The organism is Actinoplanes auranticolor (assembly GCF_018332655.1).
In the GTDB taxonomy this organism is placed as follows: domain Bacteria; phylum Actinomycetota; class Actinomycetes; order Mycobacteriales; family Micromonosporaceae; genus Actinoplanes; species Actinoplanes auranticolor.
This window is the reverse complement of sequence record NZ_BOQL01000026.1, coordinates 299,717-316,492: the sequence shown is the minus strand read 5'-3', so window position 1 is coordinate 316,492 and position 16,776 is coordinate 299,717. Positions and strand designations below refer to the sequence as shown.

Sequence of the window (16,776 nt, the reverse complement as noted above, 5' to 3'; positions counted from 1 at the left end):
CCCGGGGCTCGGTCAGGGCAGGATCGCGTCGACGTAGCCGCCGTCCACGCGCAGCGCGCCGCCGGTGGTGGCCGACGCCTGCGGGGAGCTCAGGTAGACCACCATGTTGGCGATCTCCTCGGGCTCGATCAGGCGCTGCAGCAGCGACTGCGGCCGGTGCAGCCGCATGAACTCCCGCTGTGCCTCGTCCCACGGCAGGTCGCGGTCCACGAGCTGGTAGACGAACTCCTCGACACCGGCGGTGTGGGTGGGCCCGGCGATGACGCTGTTCACCGTCACGCCGCTGCCGGCGGCCTCCTTGGCGAAACCGCGGGAGACCGCGAGCAGCGCGGTCTTGGACATGCCGTAGTGGATCATCTCGACCGGCGTCACCACCGCGGAGTCGCTGGCGATGTACTGGATCCGGCCCCAGCCCCGCTCCCGCATCCCGGGCAGGTACGCCCGGGTCAGCCGGACCGCGGTCAGCACGTTGACCTCGAAGTACCGCCGCCACTCGGCGTCGGTGATCTCCAGCGCCGGCCGCGCGCCGAAGATGCCCAGGTTGTTGATCAGGATGTCGACCTGCGGCAGCCCGTCGAGCAGCGCGGCGAGGCCGTCGTCGGTGGTCAGATCGGCCGGGGCGGCGATGTAGTCACCGTCGCTCGGCAGCACGGCGAGCACCTTGTCGCGGTCCCGGCCGTTGATCGCGACCCGGGCGCCGGCCGCGGCCAGGCCGGTGGCGATCGCGAGGCCGATGCCCTGGGTGGAGCCGGTGACGAGAGCAGTCTTACCGCTGAGATCAAGTCGCATGCCTCCACTCTTCCCCCTGCCGCGCCCCGCGACGCGGGACCGGTACTACGGTGAGGAAGAGATCACCAGGCTGCGGAAGAACGCGCGGATGTCGGCGGCCAGCTCGACCGGCACCTCCAGCGCCGCGAAGTGCCCGCCGCGCGGCAGCTCCGTCCAGTGCCGGATGTCGAAGAGCCGCTCGGCCAGCGGGCGCACGCTCAGCACGATGTCGTGCGGCAGGACGGCGACGCCCATCGGGACCGGGCAGGGGGTGCCGTGTCCGCTCTCCTTGGCGAGCCGGGCCGACGAGCCCGCCGTCCGGGTGAACCAGTAGATCGACACGTCGGTGAGCAGGACGTCGTCGCTGATGGCGGCGGCCGGGTCGGCCCATTCGGTGAACTTCTCGGCGATCCACGCGAGCTGGCCGGCGGGCGAGTCGGTCAGCGCGTACGAGATGGTCTGCGGCCGGGTCGCCTGCAGCACCTGATAGCCGGGCCGGTTCGCGGCGAACGCCGCGGTCCGTTCGGCGCGGTCGCGGTCCGTGCCGGTCAGGCCGGTCGCCGGGCCGGGCGTGGGCAGATAGTTGACGTGTACGCCGACCACCCGTTCAGGGACGGCGCCGCCGAGCGCCCGGGCGACGCCGGAGCCCCAGTCGCCGCCGTGCGCGCCGAAACGCGGGTAGCCGAGCCGGGTCATCAGCTCGGCCAGGGCCCGGGCGATGCGGTGCAGATCCCAGCCGCGCTCCGCGGTCGGCCCGGAGAAGCCGAAACCGGGCAGCGACGGCACGACCAGGTGGAAATCGCCGGCCAGCCGGCCGATCAGAGCATGGAACTCCAGCACCGAACCCGGCCAGCCGTGCAGGAGCAGCAGCGGCAGCGCCTCCGGGTTGGCCGAGCGGACGTGCAGGAAGTGGACCCGCTGACCGTCGATCTCGGTGGTGAACTGCGGGAACTCGTTCAGCTCGGCCTCGTGCCGGCGCCAGTCGTAACCGTGGCGCCAGCGGTCGGCGAGGGCGCGGACCCGGTCCAGCGGGATGCCGTAGTCCCAGCCGGCGCCGGGTAGCTCGTCGGGCCAGCGGGTGCGGTCGAGACGGTCGGCCAGGTCGTCGCGCTCGGTCTGCGGGACGTCGATCCGGTACGGCACGATATCGTTCATGCGACTAACGTTAGTCCACCTAACGTTAGTCGGGCAAATGTTAGGCTCCGCACATGGAGCACCTCCCCAGCTGGCTGCTGACCCAGACCGCCGCCCACGCCGGCCGCCTCGTCACCGAGCGTTTCGCCGAGGTCGGTGCCCGCGGCTACCACTACCGGCTGCTCGAGACGCTGCTCGGCGGCCCGGCCAGCCAGGCGGAACTGGGCCGGCGCACCGGCATCCACCTCAGCGACATGGTGGCGGTGCTCAACGAGCTGACCGCGGACGGCTACGTCGAGCGCAGCCCGGACCCGGCCGACAAACGCCGCAACGTCGTGACGATCACCGACCGCGGCCGCGAACGGGCCGCGGAACTGGCCGCCCGGGCCGAGGCCATCCAGGACGAGCTGCTGACCCCGCTGACCGCCGCCGAGCGCGCCGAACTCGTCCGGCTGCTGAGCCTGCTCAGGAAAGGCGCGGCGCCAGCTTGAGCGCCACCTGCAACGCCTGACCGGGCTCCGGGGCGCCGGCGTCGGCGTCCCACACCTCGGAGAGCACCGCCTGCACGAAACCCCAGGCCACCACCCGGTCGACCGGCATGCCGAGCCCGTCCGCGAACTGCTCCACCCGGGCCGGCAGCAGCTCCAGCACCGGTTCGTCACCGTCGAACGGGTTGTAGAGCACGGCCCCGATCTCGTACCCGGGATCGCCGAGCACACCGTGCGGGTCGATGGCCAGCCACGGCTCCCGAACTGCGGCCAGCACGTTCTCGTGGTGCAGATCGCCGTGCAGCACCACCCGCTGCGAGGCCGAGGCGCACAGGTCGGCCAGCAGCTCCCGGGCCTGCTCGACCAGGCGCCGCGGGAACGGGTCGTCGCCGGGATACCGGACCAGGTGCGCGTCGAACGCCGCGACCCGGGACGAGAGCTCCTCCAGCACCAGCCCCTCCGGCGCCGGGCGGTGCAACCGGCGCATCATGTCGACGAGCACGGCCGTGGCCTGCTCGTCGTGCTCACCGACCAGCGCCCGTAGCGTCCCGCCGGGCTCGGCCCGTTCGAGCAGCAGCGCGCCGCGGTCGTCGTCGCGGGCCAGCACCTCGACCGCGCCCCGGCCACCGAAGAACCCGAGCGTGTCGGCCTCCGTCGCGACATGACCGGCCGCGGCCAGGCCGAGCTTGAGCACCACCGGCGACCCGTCGGCCCGCCGCGCCGGCGCGACATAGTTGAAACTCAACGGGTACGGCGTACCGACCGTCAGCCCCCAGTCACGAGCGACATCGTCGATCAGATCGGGCAGCTCCACGAGCCAGTGCCGGCCGTCGTCGCCCCAGTTGCCGGTGACGTTGCGGACGAACGCAGCGGGGAACATGCGCCCCATTGTCGCAGCCCGATGATCGAACACATTGGAGCCCGCCGCTATCGCCGCAGCCGTAGCACCGAAGAGGTGGATGCCCGGGACTGAGGTGAGCGACGGCAGCCGCCGGGAAAGGAGAAAGCCGCCACGGTGGTGGCGGCTTTCCGTCGTGCCCTATGCGTTTCCGTCGCGCCGGTCCGGCTCAGCCCGTCGGGCGGCGGATGCCGGTGATGGCTCCGCTGCGGTCGATCGAGGCCATCCGGACGTGGTCACCGGTGTGCGGTGCGTGCACCATCGTGTTGCCGCCGACGTAGAGGCCGACATGGTGCACCGGACTGCCGTAGAAGATCAGGTCGCCCGGCTGCAGCTGACTGCGGCTGACCGCCCGGCCCGCCCTGATCTGGTCGCCGGTGAAGTGCTCGAGGTGCACCCCGGACACCGCCCACGCCACCTTGGTCAGGCCGGAGCAGTCGTAACCGCCCGGCCCCTCCGCACCGAAGACGTAGGGCTTGCCGATCAGGTCGCACGCCTTCTGCGCCGCCCGGCCACCCTTGTCGTCGGTGTAGTCGACCGGGCACGGGCCGGTCTTGAACGGACCGTCGGAGACGCCGCTGGCGCCGTACGCCCGGATCCGCAGTTTCTGCAGCTCGTCGACCTTCTTCTGGATGTCCTTCTTCTGCTTGGCCAGCGCCTTGTCGCGCGCCGCCACGTCTTTGGTCAGGGTGTCCAGATCACGCTTGTCGCCCGCGAGCTGATCGCGCAGTTTCGCGACGCCCGCGACCGACTGACGCTGGTGCCGGCTGATCAGATCGAGAAACGTGAGCTTCTCGGTCAGACCGGTCGGCGAGCCGCTGACGACCATGGCCTTCATGGCGCTGGGTGAGCCCTGCATGTAGGCCTGTCCCGCCATGTTGCCCACCTGCGACATGGCCAGGTCGACCTGCAGCTCCAGCGGGGCGAGCCGCTTGTCGATCTTCCGGAGCTGGGCCTGGTTCTTGAGCAGCTGGTTGTGCACGTCGTTGTACTGCTCGATGACCGGTTCCAGCTTGTTCCACTGCTCGTCGATCTGCTTTTCGATACTCGACGGGGACGGTGTCGCATTCGCCACCCCGGGAGTGAGAAGAATCCCGACCGCGGCGACGGCGCAGGCGATGCTGCGCAGAATTGCGGCGCTGCGCGCCTCAATCCGTTTCACGTAGGTGCAGTGTCCTTTCTTCCCTCGGCCGCCGACCGGGTTAGCTGACGGGTGCGGGCGGGAAGCGCGCCCGGCCACCGTGCTGCTGGTGGCTTTACCCCAGAACTGCGGGGTCCCCGGTTCGTCTCGCGACGATTGGGCGGTGGCCCGTCAGTTCGCCCGGGTTGGGACGAGGGGGGACTGCCGAGCCGGGCATTACCGTACTCCCGATCAACGACGAATTGAACCCGGCGGTATCAGGACACACTGCGCCGAACATCGGTTGACTCAGCGTGAGAGAAACGGCCGTCAGAGCGGCCATGCGGAGAGCGCGCGATCGAGCCACGGCAGCACCAGGATCACGGTGGGTAACACCAGTAGGCCGACGGCGCCGGTGGCCGCCACCATGGTCAGGCCCAGGGAGACCTGCCGCGGATCGCTGAGGTTCAGCCGGTCGAGCCGGCGCCGGCGCTCCGCCGCCGCGCTGCCGAGCTCCACCGGAGCGTCCGGGCTCACCGCGTCGCTGAGCAGCGTCAGGGCGGTGCGCAGCGGCTCAGCGCCGCAGCGCCGCCGGGCGGCGTCGTCGGCGACCATCTCGAGCAGCAGGTGTACGGCGTCCAGCGGGGCCCGGCTGCGCAGGGGCCGCGGCACCGCCCGGTAGAACGCGGTGAACGACTCCATGACCACGTCGTGCCGGTGCCGCAGGTGGGTCTGCTCGTGCGCGATCACCGCGGCCACCTGCCCGGCGTCGAGCACCCGCAGCGCCCCGCCACTGAGCACCACCCGCGGCGAGCGGCCCGGCAGGCAGTACGCGAACGGCAGCGGCCCGTCCAGCACCCGCAGCCCGGCGGGCACCTCGGCGGGCAGCTCGCCGTGGCGTTCGGCGGTGTCCAGCAGGTCGACCAGCAGCCGGTGCCGGGACCGGCGCGCCCGGGACCGGATGCTCACCCGGACGAGCGACACCAGCAGCCGGACGATGATCACCGCCGCGATCACCAGCGCGAAGATCAGCGCGACCGCACCCACCGGACGGTCCGAACCCAGCTCGCTGACCAGCTCCTGCGGCCCGGCCAGGACCACGCCCAGCGCACAGAGGACCCCCGTGAGGGTGATGCTCTGCCAGAGCGCGACGGCCGCGGCGGGTGCCCGGTCGGGCCAGCGCGCACCGGCCAGGATGCCCGGCACCACCAGCGACAGGGTGAGCCCCAGCGCGCCGAGCAGTAATGCGGTCACGGCTTTACGCCCGGGTCCTTCCGTGCCGCCTCGATGGCGGCGGTCAGGGCCGACGGGTCGATGCGGCCGACGAAGTGGGCCAGGGCCGCGTCGCGGACGCCGTCGGGCGCCGCGCTGAGGGCGTCGAGCATCAGCGCGGCGGTCATCTCCTCGCGCGACTGCGCCGGGGCATAGCGGTACGCCCGGTCGGCCCGTTGCTGGGTGACGACACCCTTCTTGGCCAGCCGGTCCAGCACGGTCATCACGGTCGTGTACGCCAGCTCGCGGTCGCGGCTCAGCCGTTCGTGCACCTGGCGCACGGTCAGCGGCTCGCCGGCGTTCCACAACTGCGTCATGACCTCACGTTCGAGGTCTCCCAAAGCCATGTGACCCACTCTACTGCACAGCGTCGTACTACGAGGCGTAGTATCTACTACGGAACGTCGTAGAGGGGGCCATCCGTGGACGTGCTCGAGCTGACCCGGCTGCAGTTCGCGGTCGTGACGATCTACCACTACTTCTTCGTGCCGCTGTCGATCAGCCTGGCCGGCACCGCCGCGGGCCTGCAAGTGGCCTGGCTGCGCACCGGCCAGGAGCGTTACCTGCAGCTCACCAAGCTGGTCGGCAAGCTGCTGATCGTCACCTTCGCGGTCGGCGTGGTCACCGGGCTGGTGCAGGAGTTCCAGTTCGGCATGGGCTGGAGCAACTTCGCCCGCTTCTACGGCGACGTGTTCGGCCCGACGCTGGCCATCGAGGGCATGCTCGCCTTCTTCCTCGAGGCGACGTTCCTCGCGCTCTGGTACTTCGGCTGGGACCGGCTGCCGCGCAAGCTGCACGCCGCCACCATCGTCATCGTCGCGGCCGGCACCGTGATGTCCGCGTTCATCATCCTGGCGGCCAACTCGTTCATGCAGAACCCGGTCGCGTACTCGCTGGACCCGGTGACCGGGCGGGCCCACCTCGACGACTTCGGCGCGCTGCTGCTCAACGAGGTCAACCTGGCCGCGTTCCCGCACACGCTGGCCGGGGCGGTCATGGCCGGCGGGTCGCTGCTGCTGGCCATCGGGGTGTGGCGGCTGCGGGCCGGTGGCGAGGCCGCGTTCCGTACGCTGGCCCGGCTCGGCGCCTGGCTGACGCTGACCGGCGGCGCCCTCACCGCCCTGACCGGCGACCACCTCGGCAAGGTCATCACCGAGGTGCAGCCGATGAAGATGGCCGCCGCCGAGGCCCTGTACGCCACCACCACCGGCGCGCCCTTCTCCGTCTTCGCCGTGGGCGGCCCGGACGGCGGTGAACCGTTCTTCAGCCTGGAGATCCCCCGCCTGCTGTCCGTACTGGCCAAGGGCGACCCCGGCGCGACCGTGCAGGGCATCGACGACCTGCAGGCCCAGTACGTCGCCCAGTACGGCCCGGGCAGCTACATCCCGATGATCCCGGTGGCGTTCTGGACCTTCCGGCTGATGATCGGCATCGGCATGCTGGCGGCGGCCGTGGCGGCGTACTACCTGTGGAGCACCCGGCGCGACCGGCAGGCCCACCGGCTGCTGATCCGCTTCCTGCCGCTGATCCCGATCCTGCCCGCCGCGGCCAACACGTTCGGCTGGATCTTCACCGAGACGGCCCGCCAGCCGTGGCTCGCGTTCGGCATCTCCCGGGTCGCCGACGGCATCTCCCCCGGCCTGACCAGCGGCGAGGTGCTCGTCTCCCTGATCGGCTTCACCGTCGTCTACGGCGTCCTCGCCGTCGTCTGGCTGCGGCTGGTCCGCCACCTGTCCCGGCAACCGCTCGAAGCCGCCGCGCCCGCCGCATCCGCCGGCGAGCAGGCACCCGAGCGCGAACCCGTCCCGGTCTACTGAGGAACTGCCATGATCACTGTCTGGTTCGCGCTCGTGGTGCTCTGCTGGGTGCTGTTCTTCGTCCTCGAGGGTTTCGACTTCGGCGTCGGCCTGCTCTCCCCGGTCGTCGGCCGCGACGACCACGAGCGCGGCGCGGTCGTGCGCACCGTCGGCCCGTTCTGGGACGGCAACGAGGTCTGGCTGGTCGCCGCGATCGGCGTGACCTTCGCGGCCTTCCCCGACTGGTACGCCGCCCTGCTCTCCGGCCTCTACCTGCCGATGGCCGCCCTGTTGCTGCTGCTCGCCGTCCGCGGGGTGGCCCTGGAGTTCCGCGGCAAGGGCGACGGTCCGGGCTGGCGCCGCCGCTGCGACGCGGCCCTGGCGGCCAGCTCGGCCGGCATCGTGCTGCTCTGGGGAGCCGTGCTGGGCGTGCTCACCCACGGCCTGGCCCTCGGCCCGGACGGCCAGGTCACCGGTACGGGTCTGAGCCGCAGCACCGCGGCCCTGCTCAGCTGGCCGGCCCTGGCCGGAGCGGGCGCGGCCCTGTTCGCCGCCCTGCTGATCGGCGCGATGTTCCTCACCCTGCGCACCACCGGCCCGGTGCACGAGCGGGCCCGCCGCCTCGGCGTCACCCTGGCCACCGGCGGTGCTGCCGTGCTCGCCGGGATCGGCTTCGGCACCGAATCGCGGCTGGTGCTGGCCGCGGCCGTGCTCTGCGTGGGGATCGCCATGCTGGCCCGCAGCAACCAGGAGGGCCTGGCCTTCGGCGGTACGGCGCTGAGCATCGCCGGCGCGGTGGTGGCCGTCTTCACCGTGCACGGCGACGTCGTGCTGCGCAGCACACTCGACCCGGCCTGGTCGCTCACCATGACGGGCGCGGCCGCCACCGACTCGGCCCTGCGGCTGATCAGCGTCGTCGGCGTCGTGGTGCTCCCCGGCGTCCTGGTCTACCAGGCCTTCTCCTACTGGGTCTTCCGGCGCCGGGTGGCCAGCGAGCGGGTGCCGTCATGACCCGGGGACCGCTCGACCCGCGGCTGTTGCGGCACGCGCGGGCCAGCCGTACCGGAATCGCCGGGCTGGCCGTGCTCGGCGCCGGCCAGGCGGCCGCGACGGTGGTCGTCGCCGTCGCCCTGGCCCGGATCGTCACCGGCCACGACGCGCTGGCCCTGCTGGCCGCGGCGTTCGTGCTGCGGGCCGCGCTGACCTGGGCGGAGCAGGTGGTGGCCCGGCGTACGGCGGCCGCCGTCACCGACGACCTGCGCCGCTCGGCGCTCGCAGCGGCCCTGCGCCACGGTCCCGCCTGGGTGGCCCGCTTGGGCGGCAACCGGCTCACCGCCGTGCTGGGCAGCGGCCTGGACTCGCTGCGCCCGTGGTTCTCCGGCTACCTGCCCGCACTGGTGCTCGGCGTGGCGCTGCCCCCGCTGGTCATCGTCGCGATGGCCGTCACCGACCTGACCTCGGCGCTGATCGCACTGGTCACGCTGCCGCTGATCCCGGTGCTGGGCGCGCTGATCGGCTGGGCGACCCGCGAGCGGGCCCAGCGGGCCTGGGAGGCGGACGCCCGGCTGGCGGGCCACTTCCTCGACGTCGTGCGCGGGCTGACGACCCTGCGGGTGTACGGCCGCGCCGACCGCCAGACCACGGTGGTCCGCGACATGACGGACCGGCACCGCAAGGCGACCCTGCGCGTCCTGCGGGTGGCGTTCCTGTCCTCGACGGCACTGGACCTGGTCGCCACCCTGTCGGTCGGGCTGATCGCCGTCGAGGCCGGCCTCCGGGTCGCCGCCGGCAACCTGACCCTCGGACCGGCCCTGCTGGTCATCCTGCTCGCGCCGGAGGTCTACCGGCCGCTGCGCGAGATGGCGGCCCGCTACCACGCGAGCGCCGACGCGTCGGCGGTCATCGCCGACGCCGACGAGATCCTCACCCCGTCCGACGACGACCCGGCCTTCCTGCCCACCGGCGCGATACTGGCCGGAGCCCGCGACGGACGCTTCGGCGCCGGCGGCGGACGACCGGCCGTGTACGCGTCCCGGCTGCGGGTCCGGCACCCCGGGGCCACTGTGGACGCCCTCGACCTCGGCACCCTGGCCGTCCGTGACGGCGAGCTGGTCGCCCTGCGCGGACCGTCCGGCGCCGGTAAGACCACGGCACTGCGGGTGCTCGCCGGCCTGCAACCGGCCGTCACCGGACGGGTCGAGCTCAGCGGCCCCGGCCTGCTGTACCTGCCGCAGCGACCGGCACTGCCCCACGTCCGCACGGTCGCCGACGTGTTCCCGGGCTCGGACCCCGCCGCGGTACGCGAAGCGCTGCACACGGTGGGACTGGACACCGAGATCGACCCGGCGACGGTGCTGGGCGAGCACGGGTCCGGGGTGTCGGCGGGCCAGCGCCAGCGGCTGGCGCTGGCGGCTCTGCTGCGCGCGGCCGGGCGCGCACCGGCGGTCCTGCTGCTCGACGAACCGACCGCGCACCTCGACGCGGACGCCGAGCGGCTGGTGATCGAACGGCTGCGGGCGGCGGCGGATCGGGGGTGTGCGGTGCTGGTGGTTGCGCACCGGCCGGGGCTGCTGGCCGCGGCCGACCGGATCATCGACGTGACTCCCCCGGCGCCCGACGCCCCGCCGGCGTCGGGGTCCGCCGGGGATGAGGATTCCCGGCTCGAGGACGAGCTCGTCGCTGCGGGTCCGGTCGGGGGCGCGACCGTCGCTGCGGGTCCAGTTGGGGGCGCGACCGTCGCTGTTTCCGCGCCACGGGCAACCGGTGCGGCCGGCGGGATGCCGTCGGGCCCGACGGCCACAACGCTGACGGATCGTGCCCCGACCGCGGCCGGGCCGACCTTCAGGCCAACCGCAAGCGGACCGACCCTCACCCCGACCTCGAACGGGTTCACCCTCACCTCAACCTCAACCTCAACCTCAACCGAGCCGGGCCGGGGCGCGGCCGCGGGCGGGTCGCGGGTGGCTCGGGTTGCGGGGTGGTTCGTGCGGCGGCCCGGCACGGCTGTCGGGTTCGGGGCGGCCTCCTGGCTGGCCGGGATCGTGCTGACCGGGGCGGCCACCTGGCTGCTCGTGCGGGCCGCCACCCTGCCGCCCGTGCTCACCCTGTCGACCGCCGTCGTGCTCGTGCGGGGCAGTGCCGTCGCCCGGCCACTGCTGCGCTACGTCGAGCGGCTCGTCTCGCACGATGTGGCTTTCGCCCGGCTCGGGGAATGGCGGGCCCGGGTCTTCGCCGATCTGGTTCCGCGGGTGCCCGGGCCCCGGCTGCGGCGGCGCGGTGACCTGCTCACCCGGGTCGGTGAGGACGTGGACGCCCGCGTCGACGGACTGCTGCGGGGCCGCCTGCCCGCCCTCGCGGCGGCCCTGACGCTGGCGCTCGTGGCCCTCGCCGCCGTGGCGGTGCTGCCGGCCGTCGCCGTTCCGCTCGCCGTGGGACTGCTGATCAGCGGGGTGGCCGCCCCGGCGCTGGCCGCGCGGCAGGCGAGCCGGCTCGATGCCGCCACCGGCCGGGCCCGGGCCGAGCTGCGGGACGCCGTCGTGGAGACCGTCGAGGGTGTCGAGGAGCTCGCCGTGCGGGACCGCGGGGACGCTCTGGCCGTACCGGATCGGCGCAGCCGGGAGCTGGCCCGGCTGGAAGCGCGGGCGGCCCGCTCGGCCGGTGCCGCCGCCGCGCTCGGCCTGCTCGGCTGGGGCGTCGCGGTGACCGGGACCGCGCTGGTGGCCGCCGGCAGTGCGCTGTCCGACGAGTGGGCCGCCGTGCTGCTGCTGGCCGTCGTCGCCCTCGGCGAGCCGATCGCCGCGCTGCCCGATGCCGCCGTCGCGCGACGCCGCGCCGCCGGTGCGCGTACCCGGCTCGCGGAGATCGCCGCGCAGCCACCGTCCGCGGGTTCCCACCCGGCCGGTCCGGCCGGGGACATCGCGGTCCGCGGCCTGGTCGCCGGCTGGGACCCGGGCCGGCCGGCCGCGCTGAGCGGCGTCGACCTGGACCTGCCGGCCGGGTCACGGATCGCGGTGCTCGGGCCCTCCGGGGGCGGCAAGTCGACCCTCGCGGCCGTGCTCGCCCGGCTGCTCGACCCGCGCGCGGGGACGGTCACCGGCGTGGGGCGCAGCGCGCTGGTCGGGGACGAGGCCGACCACGTCTTCGCTTCCACGGTCCGGGAGAACCTGCGCCTGGCCCGGCCCGGCGCCACCGACGCGCAGCTGCACGCCGCCCTGGCCCGGGTGCGGCTCGACGGCTGGCTGGCCGGGCTGCCGCACGGACTGGACACCTGGCTCGGCACCGGCGGCGGCACCATCTCCGGCGGTCAGCGCCGCCGGCTGGCGACCGCCCGGGCCCTGCTCGCCGACCCCGACCTGCTCATCCTCGACGAACCGACCGAAGGCCTGGACGAGGCAGGTGCGGCCGACCTCATGGCCGACCTGCTCACCGCCGCCGACGGGCGCACGGTGCTGCTGCTGACCCACCGCACCGAGGGCCTGGACCGGGTGGACGCCCGGTACGAGCTGCGCGACGGGCAGCTGGCGCGCTGTCGGCGAGCGGACACCGCGGCGGTCGGGGCTCGGTGATACTGACCTCCTTTGTGGAGGTTGCATGGACAGCTTCGTGCTGGTCGGGGGTTCGGGCTTCCTCGGCACCGAGGTGGCCGCCGCGCTGCTGGGAGCGGGGGCCGCGGTCACCAGTGTGGACCGGGTCGCGCCGCCGGAGGCCACCGCCTCGGCCGGGCTGGGCTGGGTCAGCGCCGATCTGCTCAGCGACGATCTGGCCGAGCTGCCGCCCGGCGTCGTCGTGTTGCTGCTCGGGGCCAGCGACCCGCGGCCCCGCCGGCCCTGGACGCTGCCGCTGCACAACGCGATCAGCACGGCCCGGCTGCTGCCCGCGCTGGCCGGGCGGCGGGTCATCCTGACGTCGTCGGTCGAGGTGTACGGCTCGGCCGACGGCCCGCTGACCGAGGACACCCCGCCGGTGCTGCCGTGGTCGGCCGGTGAGATCGACGCGTGGTGCGCCGGCGCCCGTGACCTGGCCCGGGCCGCGTGTCCCCCGTGGCGGGCGGCGCCACTGGCCCGGGAGATGGCCGACGCGGACCCGACCGGCCGGTGGACGTACGCGATGGCCAAGCTCGCCCAGGAACGGCTGGTCGCCGGGGCCGTCGAGCCGGACCGGCTGACCGTGCTGCGGCTGGCCAACGCGTTCGGCGCCGGTCAGGACCGGGTCGCCACCCGGCTGGTCCGCCGGGCGCGGGCCGGGCTGCCGCTGCCGGTCACCGCCGGCACCGTGCGCAGTTTCCTGCCGCCGGTGGAGCTGGGCCGGATCCTCGTCGGCGGCATCGGCCCCGGCGTCTTCAACGTCGGCGGGCCGCCGGTGTCCCTGCACACCCTGGCCACCGAGATCCGCACGCTGTGCGGGTCCGCCTCCCCGGTACGCGAGCAGCCACGCAGCCTGCCGGACAGCTCGGGGCTGGTGGTCACCGACCGGCTCGCCGCGGCCGGCTACCGGATCGGCCCGCTGCGCCCGCACCTGGCCCGGCTCATCGAGCAGATCAGCGACGACCGCGAGCCGCTGTTCCGGCCACCGCTGCCGGTCGTGGTCCCGCCGCGGCCGGTGCATCCGGAAGTCATCGTGGCCCGCCAGCAGCAGTGCCTGGTCAGCGGCGAGGTGAAACACGGCAACCGGTGGACCCGGGAGCTCACCGAGCGCCTCGGCAAGGAGCTCGACCTCGACGACGACCGGCGGGTCCTGCTCACCGCCTCCGGCACGGCGGCGCTGCGGATCATGGTGGCGGCGACCACGGGCCCGGCCCGGCCGGGTGACGTGGCGGTGCTGCCGTCGTACACGTTCCCGGCGACCGCCGAGATCCTGGTGCAGCTGGGCTACCGGCTGCGCTTCGCCGACGTGGACCCGGCGACCTGGACGCTGTCGCCGGCCGCGGTCGCCGAGGCGCTGCGCCCGGGTGATGTCCGGCTGGTCATGGCGGTCGACACCTTCGGCAATCCGTGCGACTACCCGGGGCTGCGCGCCGTGTGCCGGCGGGCCGGGGTGCCGCTGCTGGCCGACTCGGCGGCGGCGCTGGGCGGCCTGCATCAGGGCCGGCCGGTGGCGCAGCAGGCGGACGCGCACGCGTACTCGATGAGTTTCGCCAAGGTCCTGTCGGCCGGCGGCGCGGGCGGTGCTCTGGTGCTGCCCGCCGAGGCAGCCGAGCGGGTGCAGGCCGACCCGGCCGGCTGGACCCGCTCGGAGCTGATGAACGAGCTGCACGCGGTGGTGGCGCTGGATCAGCTGCCGGTGCTCGGCGATCTGGTCCGGTGGCGGGCCGAGGTGGCGGCGGTCTATGCCGGTCTGCCGCTGGAGACGCAGCTCGTGCGCGACGGCGACCGGCACAGCTACGTGCACTGGGTGGCCCGGGTGCCCGACCGTGACGGCTTGCAGCGGCGGCTCGGGGAGCTGGGCGTGGGGACCAAGCCGTACTTCGCGGCGGTGCACCGGGGGCCGCTCGGCGCGGGCGGGACCCTGGCGGTCACCGACGCGCTGCACACCGAGGCGCTGGCCCTGCCGCTGTCGTCGGAGATGACAGTGGAGCAGGCGGAACGCGTGGTCGCGGCGGTCCGGCGCAGCCTGCCCTCAGGATGAGGTGAACGCGGCGCCGGTGGGCTCGCCCTGCTCGGGGCGGGCCAGGCAGTGCACCAGCCGCAGCTCCGTGCCGGGAACTTCGATCGGCCAGGCCTCGCGTTCCCAGCCGTCGGTCGCGGTGCGGTCCCGGCTGCGGTCCGCCATGACCCGCGCCGAGCAGGCAGCCGCGATGTCCTCGCGCAGCAGGAGTTCGTCCTCGTGCCCGGGGCGGACTTCGGCGGGCAGGCCGGTGGCCGCGAAGGTCTCCCAGCGGTGCCCCTCGGCGCAGTCGAGATCCCGCGGCGACGACGCCCGGCCGTTGATGGCGGTCAACCCGGCCCAGCACAGCGGCTCGGCCGGGCAGAGCGTCGGCCCGCAGGTGACGAAGCCGGCCGGCGGCACCGCCCCGGGCGCGGCGGGACTCGAGGTGCCGGCGCCCGTTGCCGGCCCGTCGTCCGGTCCCGGCCGCAGCGTCTGCCACAGCGCCACGCCTCCGGCCACGGCCAGGACAAGCAGTGCCGCGGCCAGCACCACCCCGCGCCGCGAGTGTGAACCGGACGGCCGTCGGACCCGCGGCGCCGGTCCGGGACCGGCCGCGGCCCGGGCGGGATCGGCCGAGACCGGGGCGGCCCCGGCTGCGGCCCGAGCAGGACCGGCTGCGGCCCGGGCGGCATCGGCCATCGCGGCGGCCGACGGCCAGCGGTCGGCCGGGTCGGTGGCCAGCGCCCGCTCGACCACGGCCAGCACCGCGCCCGGGACATCCGCGCCGAGAGAGCGGGGCGCGGCCTGCAGCCGCTGCAGGGCCACCGCGTACGGGTTGTCGCCCTCGAACGGCCGCCGCCCGGCCAGACACTCGTACGCCGCGAGCCCGAGCGAGTACACGTCGCTGCGGCCGGTGGCGGGCCGGCCGAGCACCTGCTCCGGTGACAGGTACGTCGGCGTGCCCAGGACCGCGCCGGAGGCGGTGAGGGCGGTGCCGTCCTCGGTCCGGGAGATCCCGAAGTCGGTGATGAGCAGCGAGCCGTCCCGGCGTACGAGAAGATTGGCCGGTTTGATGTCGCGGTGCACGATGCCGCGCTCGTGCACCGCCTGCAGGCCGTCCGCGGCCTGCGCGACGAGCCGCATCGTCGTCGCCGGGTCGAGGCGGCCTTCGCGGGCCAGCAGCTGCGACAGGGACTCGCCGTCGATGAACTCCATGACCAGGAACGTGATCCCGGCGCCGCGCCCGTAGTCGTGGATCTGCGCCACCGCGCGGTGGTTGACGCTGGCCATCGCCTTGGCCTCGACCAGGAACCGTTTGGCGAAGTCGGGCTAATCGGCGACGCCGGGCAGCATGGCCTTGACGGCGACGACCCGGCCGAGCACCTCGTCGACCGCCCGCCAGACCTCGCCCATGCCGCCGGCGCCGATGCGCGCGTCGAGCCGGTAGCGGTCACCGAGCCTGAGACCGGCGTGCAGCATCGCCCTCCACCGTCCGTCCGTCGGGCCACCCCAGCGGTCGCCCGCCGCGCATCCTGTCATGCGGCGGCGGACGGGCAGCTGCGGAATCCCGGTCCGGCGCTCAGGCGGCGAAGCGGGCGGCGATCCAGTCCGCGACGGTGGTCGTCGAGGCGAACGCGGCGCCGTCGTGGTTCTCGTTGGTCAGGGAGACGAAGTCGACCGGCTGCGAGTACTCCTCCAGCTGAGCCCGCAGCACGTCGGTGATGCCGGCGGGCACCGCCTCGTCGGCCGTGCCCTGCACGATCAGGATCGGCGCGCTCGGCGCCACCTGGGCCGGGTTGTCGTACTGCGCCAGCTGGTCCACCACCGCCTGCGGCAGGGCACCGCCCAGGACGAGCTGGCCGGCCTTCAGTGACTGGTACTGCGCCAGGATCTCGTACAGGCAGCCGGATTCGAGAACGGGTACGCGTTGCCGGGCCGGCGGGGCCAGCACGGTGAGCGGGTCGAACGACGGTTGCACCGCGGCGAGGCCGTACAGGGCCATCACCAGGTAGCCCTGGCCGGGCGTGCCGGGGATCAGCGGGGCCAGCAGGTTCACGTTGGAGACCGGGGCGATGGCCGCGACGCCGCGCAGAGTCAGGTCGCCGTCGTAGCTCGGTGCCAGTTCCCCGGCGAACAGGGCGCCCTGCCCGCCCTGGGAGTGGCCGTCGAGGACGTACTCGGGGCCGAGGTTGGTGTCCAGGTGGCGGGCGGCCCTGACGATGTCGATCATCGACCGGGCGGCGCTGCCGCCGATCAGGTACGGGTGCGCGTCCGGAGTGCCCAGTCCCGGGTAGTCCGGGGCGGTGACGGTCCAGCCGCGGCTGAGCAGCTCGCCGATGGCGGCCCGGGCCTCCGGCCAGAACACTCCCTGGTGCTCCGACGGCGCGCACTGATCGGCCAGCCCGGTGGTGCCGTGCCCCCAGACCACGGTCTTGTTCGTCTTCTTGCGCCTCGGGCTGAGCACCAGTCCCGTCGTGGTGAGGCCGGCGCCGGTGACACTCGTGCTGACGTACGAGACGCGTTTGCCGGTGGCCAGGGCGGTCAGCTCGGGCGGCAGGGTGGCCGCCGCCGTGGACAGGACCGTGCCCGGCGGGTCCGCGGCGGCCACCGCGGGACGTGTGCCGGGGAGACCACTGCCGAGGACCGCCAGGACGGAGCCGACGACGGCGGCCCTCCTCGCGTGATGCCGCAGGACTGCGCTCATACGTTCCACCC

Annotated in this window: 14 protein-coding genes and 1 riboswitch; of the genes, 5 read left to right on the top strand and 9 right to left on the bottom strand. The window is 74.0% G+C overall.

Annotation, left to right across the window (positions count from 1 at the left end):
* Window positions 1-12 precede the first annotated feature (12 nt).
* Together Aau02nite_RS17220 and Aau02nite_RS17215 are read right to left on the bottom strand one after the other, a co-directional pair.
* Window positions 13-789 (bottom strand): SDR family NAD(P)-dependent oxidoreductase, encoded by a 777-nt coding sequence (locus Aau02nite_RS17220; RefSeq protein ID WP_212989432.1) that lies wholly within the window; start codon window positions 787-789, stop codon window positions 13-15.
* A 45-nt stretch (window positions 790-834) separates the two neighbouring features.
* Entirely contained in the window at window positions 835-1,914 is a 1,080-nt protein-coding gene (locus Aau02nite_RS17215; RefSeq protein ID WP_438841145.1) for an epoxide hydrolase family protein, read from the bottom strand.
* Between the two features lie 62 nt (window positions 1,915-1,976).
* On the opposite strand from Aau02nite_RS17215, the gene Aau02nite_RS17210 reads away from it, so the two are divergent.
* Window positions 1,977-2,393 carry a MarR family winged helix-turn-helix transcriptional regulator gene (locus Aau02nite_RS17210; protein WP_212989430.1) on the top strand — a complete coding sequence of 139 codons (417 nt, stop codon included), beginning with the start codon at window positions 1,977-1,979 and terminating at the stop codon, window positions 2,391-2,393.
* Here Aau02nite_RS17210 and Aau02nite_RS17205 read toward each other — a convergent pair.
* The 4 genes from Aau02nite_RS17205 to Aau02nite_RS17190 all read right to left on the bottom strand — a co-directional run bounded on the left by Aau02nite_RS17205 (window position 2,368) and on the right by Aau02nite_RS17190 (window position 6,027).
* A complete protein-coding gene (locus Aau02nite_RS17205; RefSeq protein WP_212989429.1) occupies window positions 2,368-3,270 on the bottom strand; it encodes an aminoglycoside phosphotransferase family protein in 903 nt (300 codons plus the stop codon). The two genes, Aau02nite_RS17210 and Aau02nite_RS17205, sit on opposite strands and share 26 nt — an antisense overlap.
* A 187-nt stretch (window positions 3,271-3,457) precedes the next feature.
* Window positions 3,458-4,450: a C40 family peptidase gene (locus Aau02nite_RS17200; protein WP_212989428.1), complete on the bottom strand. Its 993-nt coding sequence runs from the start codon at window positions 4,448-4,450 to the stop codon at window positions 3,458-3,460.
* A 14-nt stretch (window positions 4,451-4,464) separates the two neighbouring features.
* Window positions 4,465-4,602, bottom strand: a riboswitch (cyclic di-AMP (ydaO/yuaA leader).
* 136 nt (window positions 4,603-4,738) lie between these two features.
* Window positions 4,739-5,662, bottom strand: coding sequence for a M56 family metallopeptidase (locus Aau02nite_RS17195; protein ID WP_212989427.1), 924 nt, complete (start codon window positions 5,660-5,662; stop codon window positions 4,739-4,741).
* Entirely contained in the window at window positions 5,659-6,027 is a 369-nt protein-coding gene (locus Aau02nite_RS17190; RefSeq protein WP_212989426.1) for a BlaI/MecI/CopY family transcriptional regulator, read from the bottom strand. Before Aau02nite_RS17190 ends, Aau02nite_RS17195 begins: the two co-directional genes overlap by 4 nt.
* Window positions 6,028-6,102: 75 nt before the next feature.
* Here Aau02nite_RS17190 and Aau02nite_RS17185 point away from each other — a divergent pair, with 75 nt between their 5' ends.
* Genes Aau02nite_RS17185 through Aau02nite_RS17170 form a run of 4 tightly spaced genes read left to right on the top strand, consistent with a single transcriptional unit; the run spans window position 6,103 to window position 14,100 of the window.
* On the top strand, window positions 6,103-7,497 hold the full coding sequence (locus Aau02nite_RS17185) for a cytochrome ubiquinol oxidase subunit I (RefSeq protein WP_212989425.1): 1,395 nt from the start codon (window positions 6,103-6,105) through the stop codon (window positions 7,495-7,497).
* 9 nt (window positions 7,498-7,506) lie between these two features.
* Window positions 7,507-8,487 (top strand): cytochrome d ubiquinol oxidase subunit II, encoded by a 981-nt coding sequence (cydB, locus tag Aau02nite_RS17180; RefSeq protein WP_212989424.1) that lies wholly within the window; start codon window positions 7,507-7,509, stop codon window positions 8,485-8,487.
* Window positions 8,484-12,041, top strand: a complete 3,558-nt coding sequence (gene cydC, locus Aau02nite_RS17175; RefSeq protein ID WP_212989423.1) for a thiol reductant ABC exporter subunit CydC — start codon at window positions 8,484-8,486, stop codon at window positions 12,039-12,041. The genes cydB and cydC overlap by 4 nt, the downstream gene beginning before the upstream one ends.
* Before the next feature lie 25 nt (window positions 12,042-12,066).
* Window positions 12,067-14,100 (top strand): aminotransferase class I/II-fold pyridoxal phosphate-dependent enzyme, encoded by a 2,034-nt coding sequence (locus tag Aau02nite_RS17170; protein ID WP_212989422.1) that lies wholly within the window; start codon window positions 12,067-12,069, stop codon window positions 14,098-14,100.
* On the opposite strand, the gene Aau02nite_RS17165 is transcribed toward Aau02nite_RS17170, so the two are convergent.
* The 3 genes from Aau02nite_RS17165 to Aau02nite_RS17160 all read right to left on the bottom strand — a co-directional run bounded on the left by Aau02nite_RS17165 (window position 14,092) and on the right by Aau02nite_RS17160 (window position 16,765).
* Window positions 14,092-15,369 (bottom strand): protein kinase domain-containing protein, encoded by a 1,278-nt coding sequence (locus Aau02nite_RS17165; protein WP_281420995.1) that lies wholly within the window; start codon window positions 15,367-15,369, stop codon window positions 14,092-14,094. The two genes, Aau02nite_RS17170 and Aau02nite_RS17165, sit on opposite strands and share 9 nt — an antisense overlap.
* A gap of 21 nt (window positions 15,370-15,390) precedes the next feature.
* Entirely contained in the window at window positions 15,391-15,540 is a 150-nt protein-coding gene (locus Aau02nite_RS46480) for a hypothetical protein (RefSeq protein ID WP_246595211.1), read from the bottom strand.
* Window positions 15,541-15,640: 100 nt separating this feature from the next.
* On the bottom strand, window positions 15,641-16,765 hold the full coding sequence (locus Aau02nite_RS17160) for an alpha/beta fold hydrolase (protein WP_212989421.1): 1,125 nt from the start codon (window positions 16,763-16,765) through the stop codon (window positions 15,641-15,643).
* Between the last annotated feature and the right edge of the window lie 11 nt (window positions 16,766-16,776).

Coding starts and splice junctions, on each gene's coding strand:
- Aau02nite_RS17220 (WP_212989432.1), bottom strand. CDS start 789: ATGCGACTTGATCTCAGCGGTAAGACTGCTCTCGTCACCGGCTCCACC.
- Aau02nite_RS17210 (WP_212989430.1), top strand. CDS start 1,977: ATGGAGCACCTCCCCAGCTGGCTGCTGACCCAGACCGCCGCCCACGCC.
- Aau02nite_RS17205 (WP_212989429.1), bottom strand. CDS start 3,270: ATGTTCCCCGCTGCGTTCGTCCGCAACGTCACCGGCAACTGGGGCGAC.
- Aau02nite_RS17190 (WP_212989426.1), bottom strand. CDS start 6,027: ATGGCTTTGGGAGACCTCGAACGTGAGGTCATGACGCAGTTGTGGAAC.
- cydB (WP_212989424.1), top strand. CDS start 7,507: ATGATCACTGTCTGGTTCGCGCTCGTGGTGCTCTGCTGGGTGCTGTTC.
- cydC (WP_212989423.1), top strand. CDS start 8,484: ATGACCCGGGGACCGCTCGACCCGCGGCTGTTGCGGCACGCGCGGGCC.
- Aau02nite_RS17170 (WP_212989422.1), top strand. CDS start 12,067: ATGGACAGCTTCGTGCTGGTCGGGGGTTCGGGCTTCCTCGGCACCGAG.
- Aau02nite_RS46480 (WP_246595211.1), bottom strand. CDS start 15,540: ATGCTGCACGCCGGTCTCAGGCTCGGTGACCGCTACCGGCTCGACGCG.
- Aau02nite_RS17160 (WP_212989421.1), bottom strand. CDS start 16,765: ATGAGCGCAGTCCTGCGGCATCACGCGAGGAGGGCCGCCGTCGTCGGC.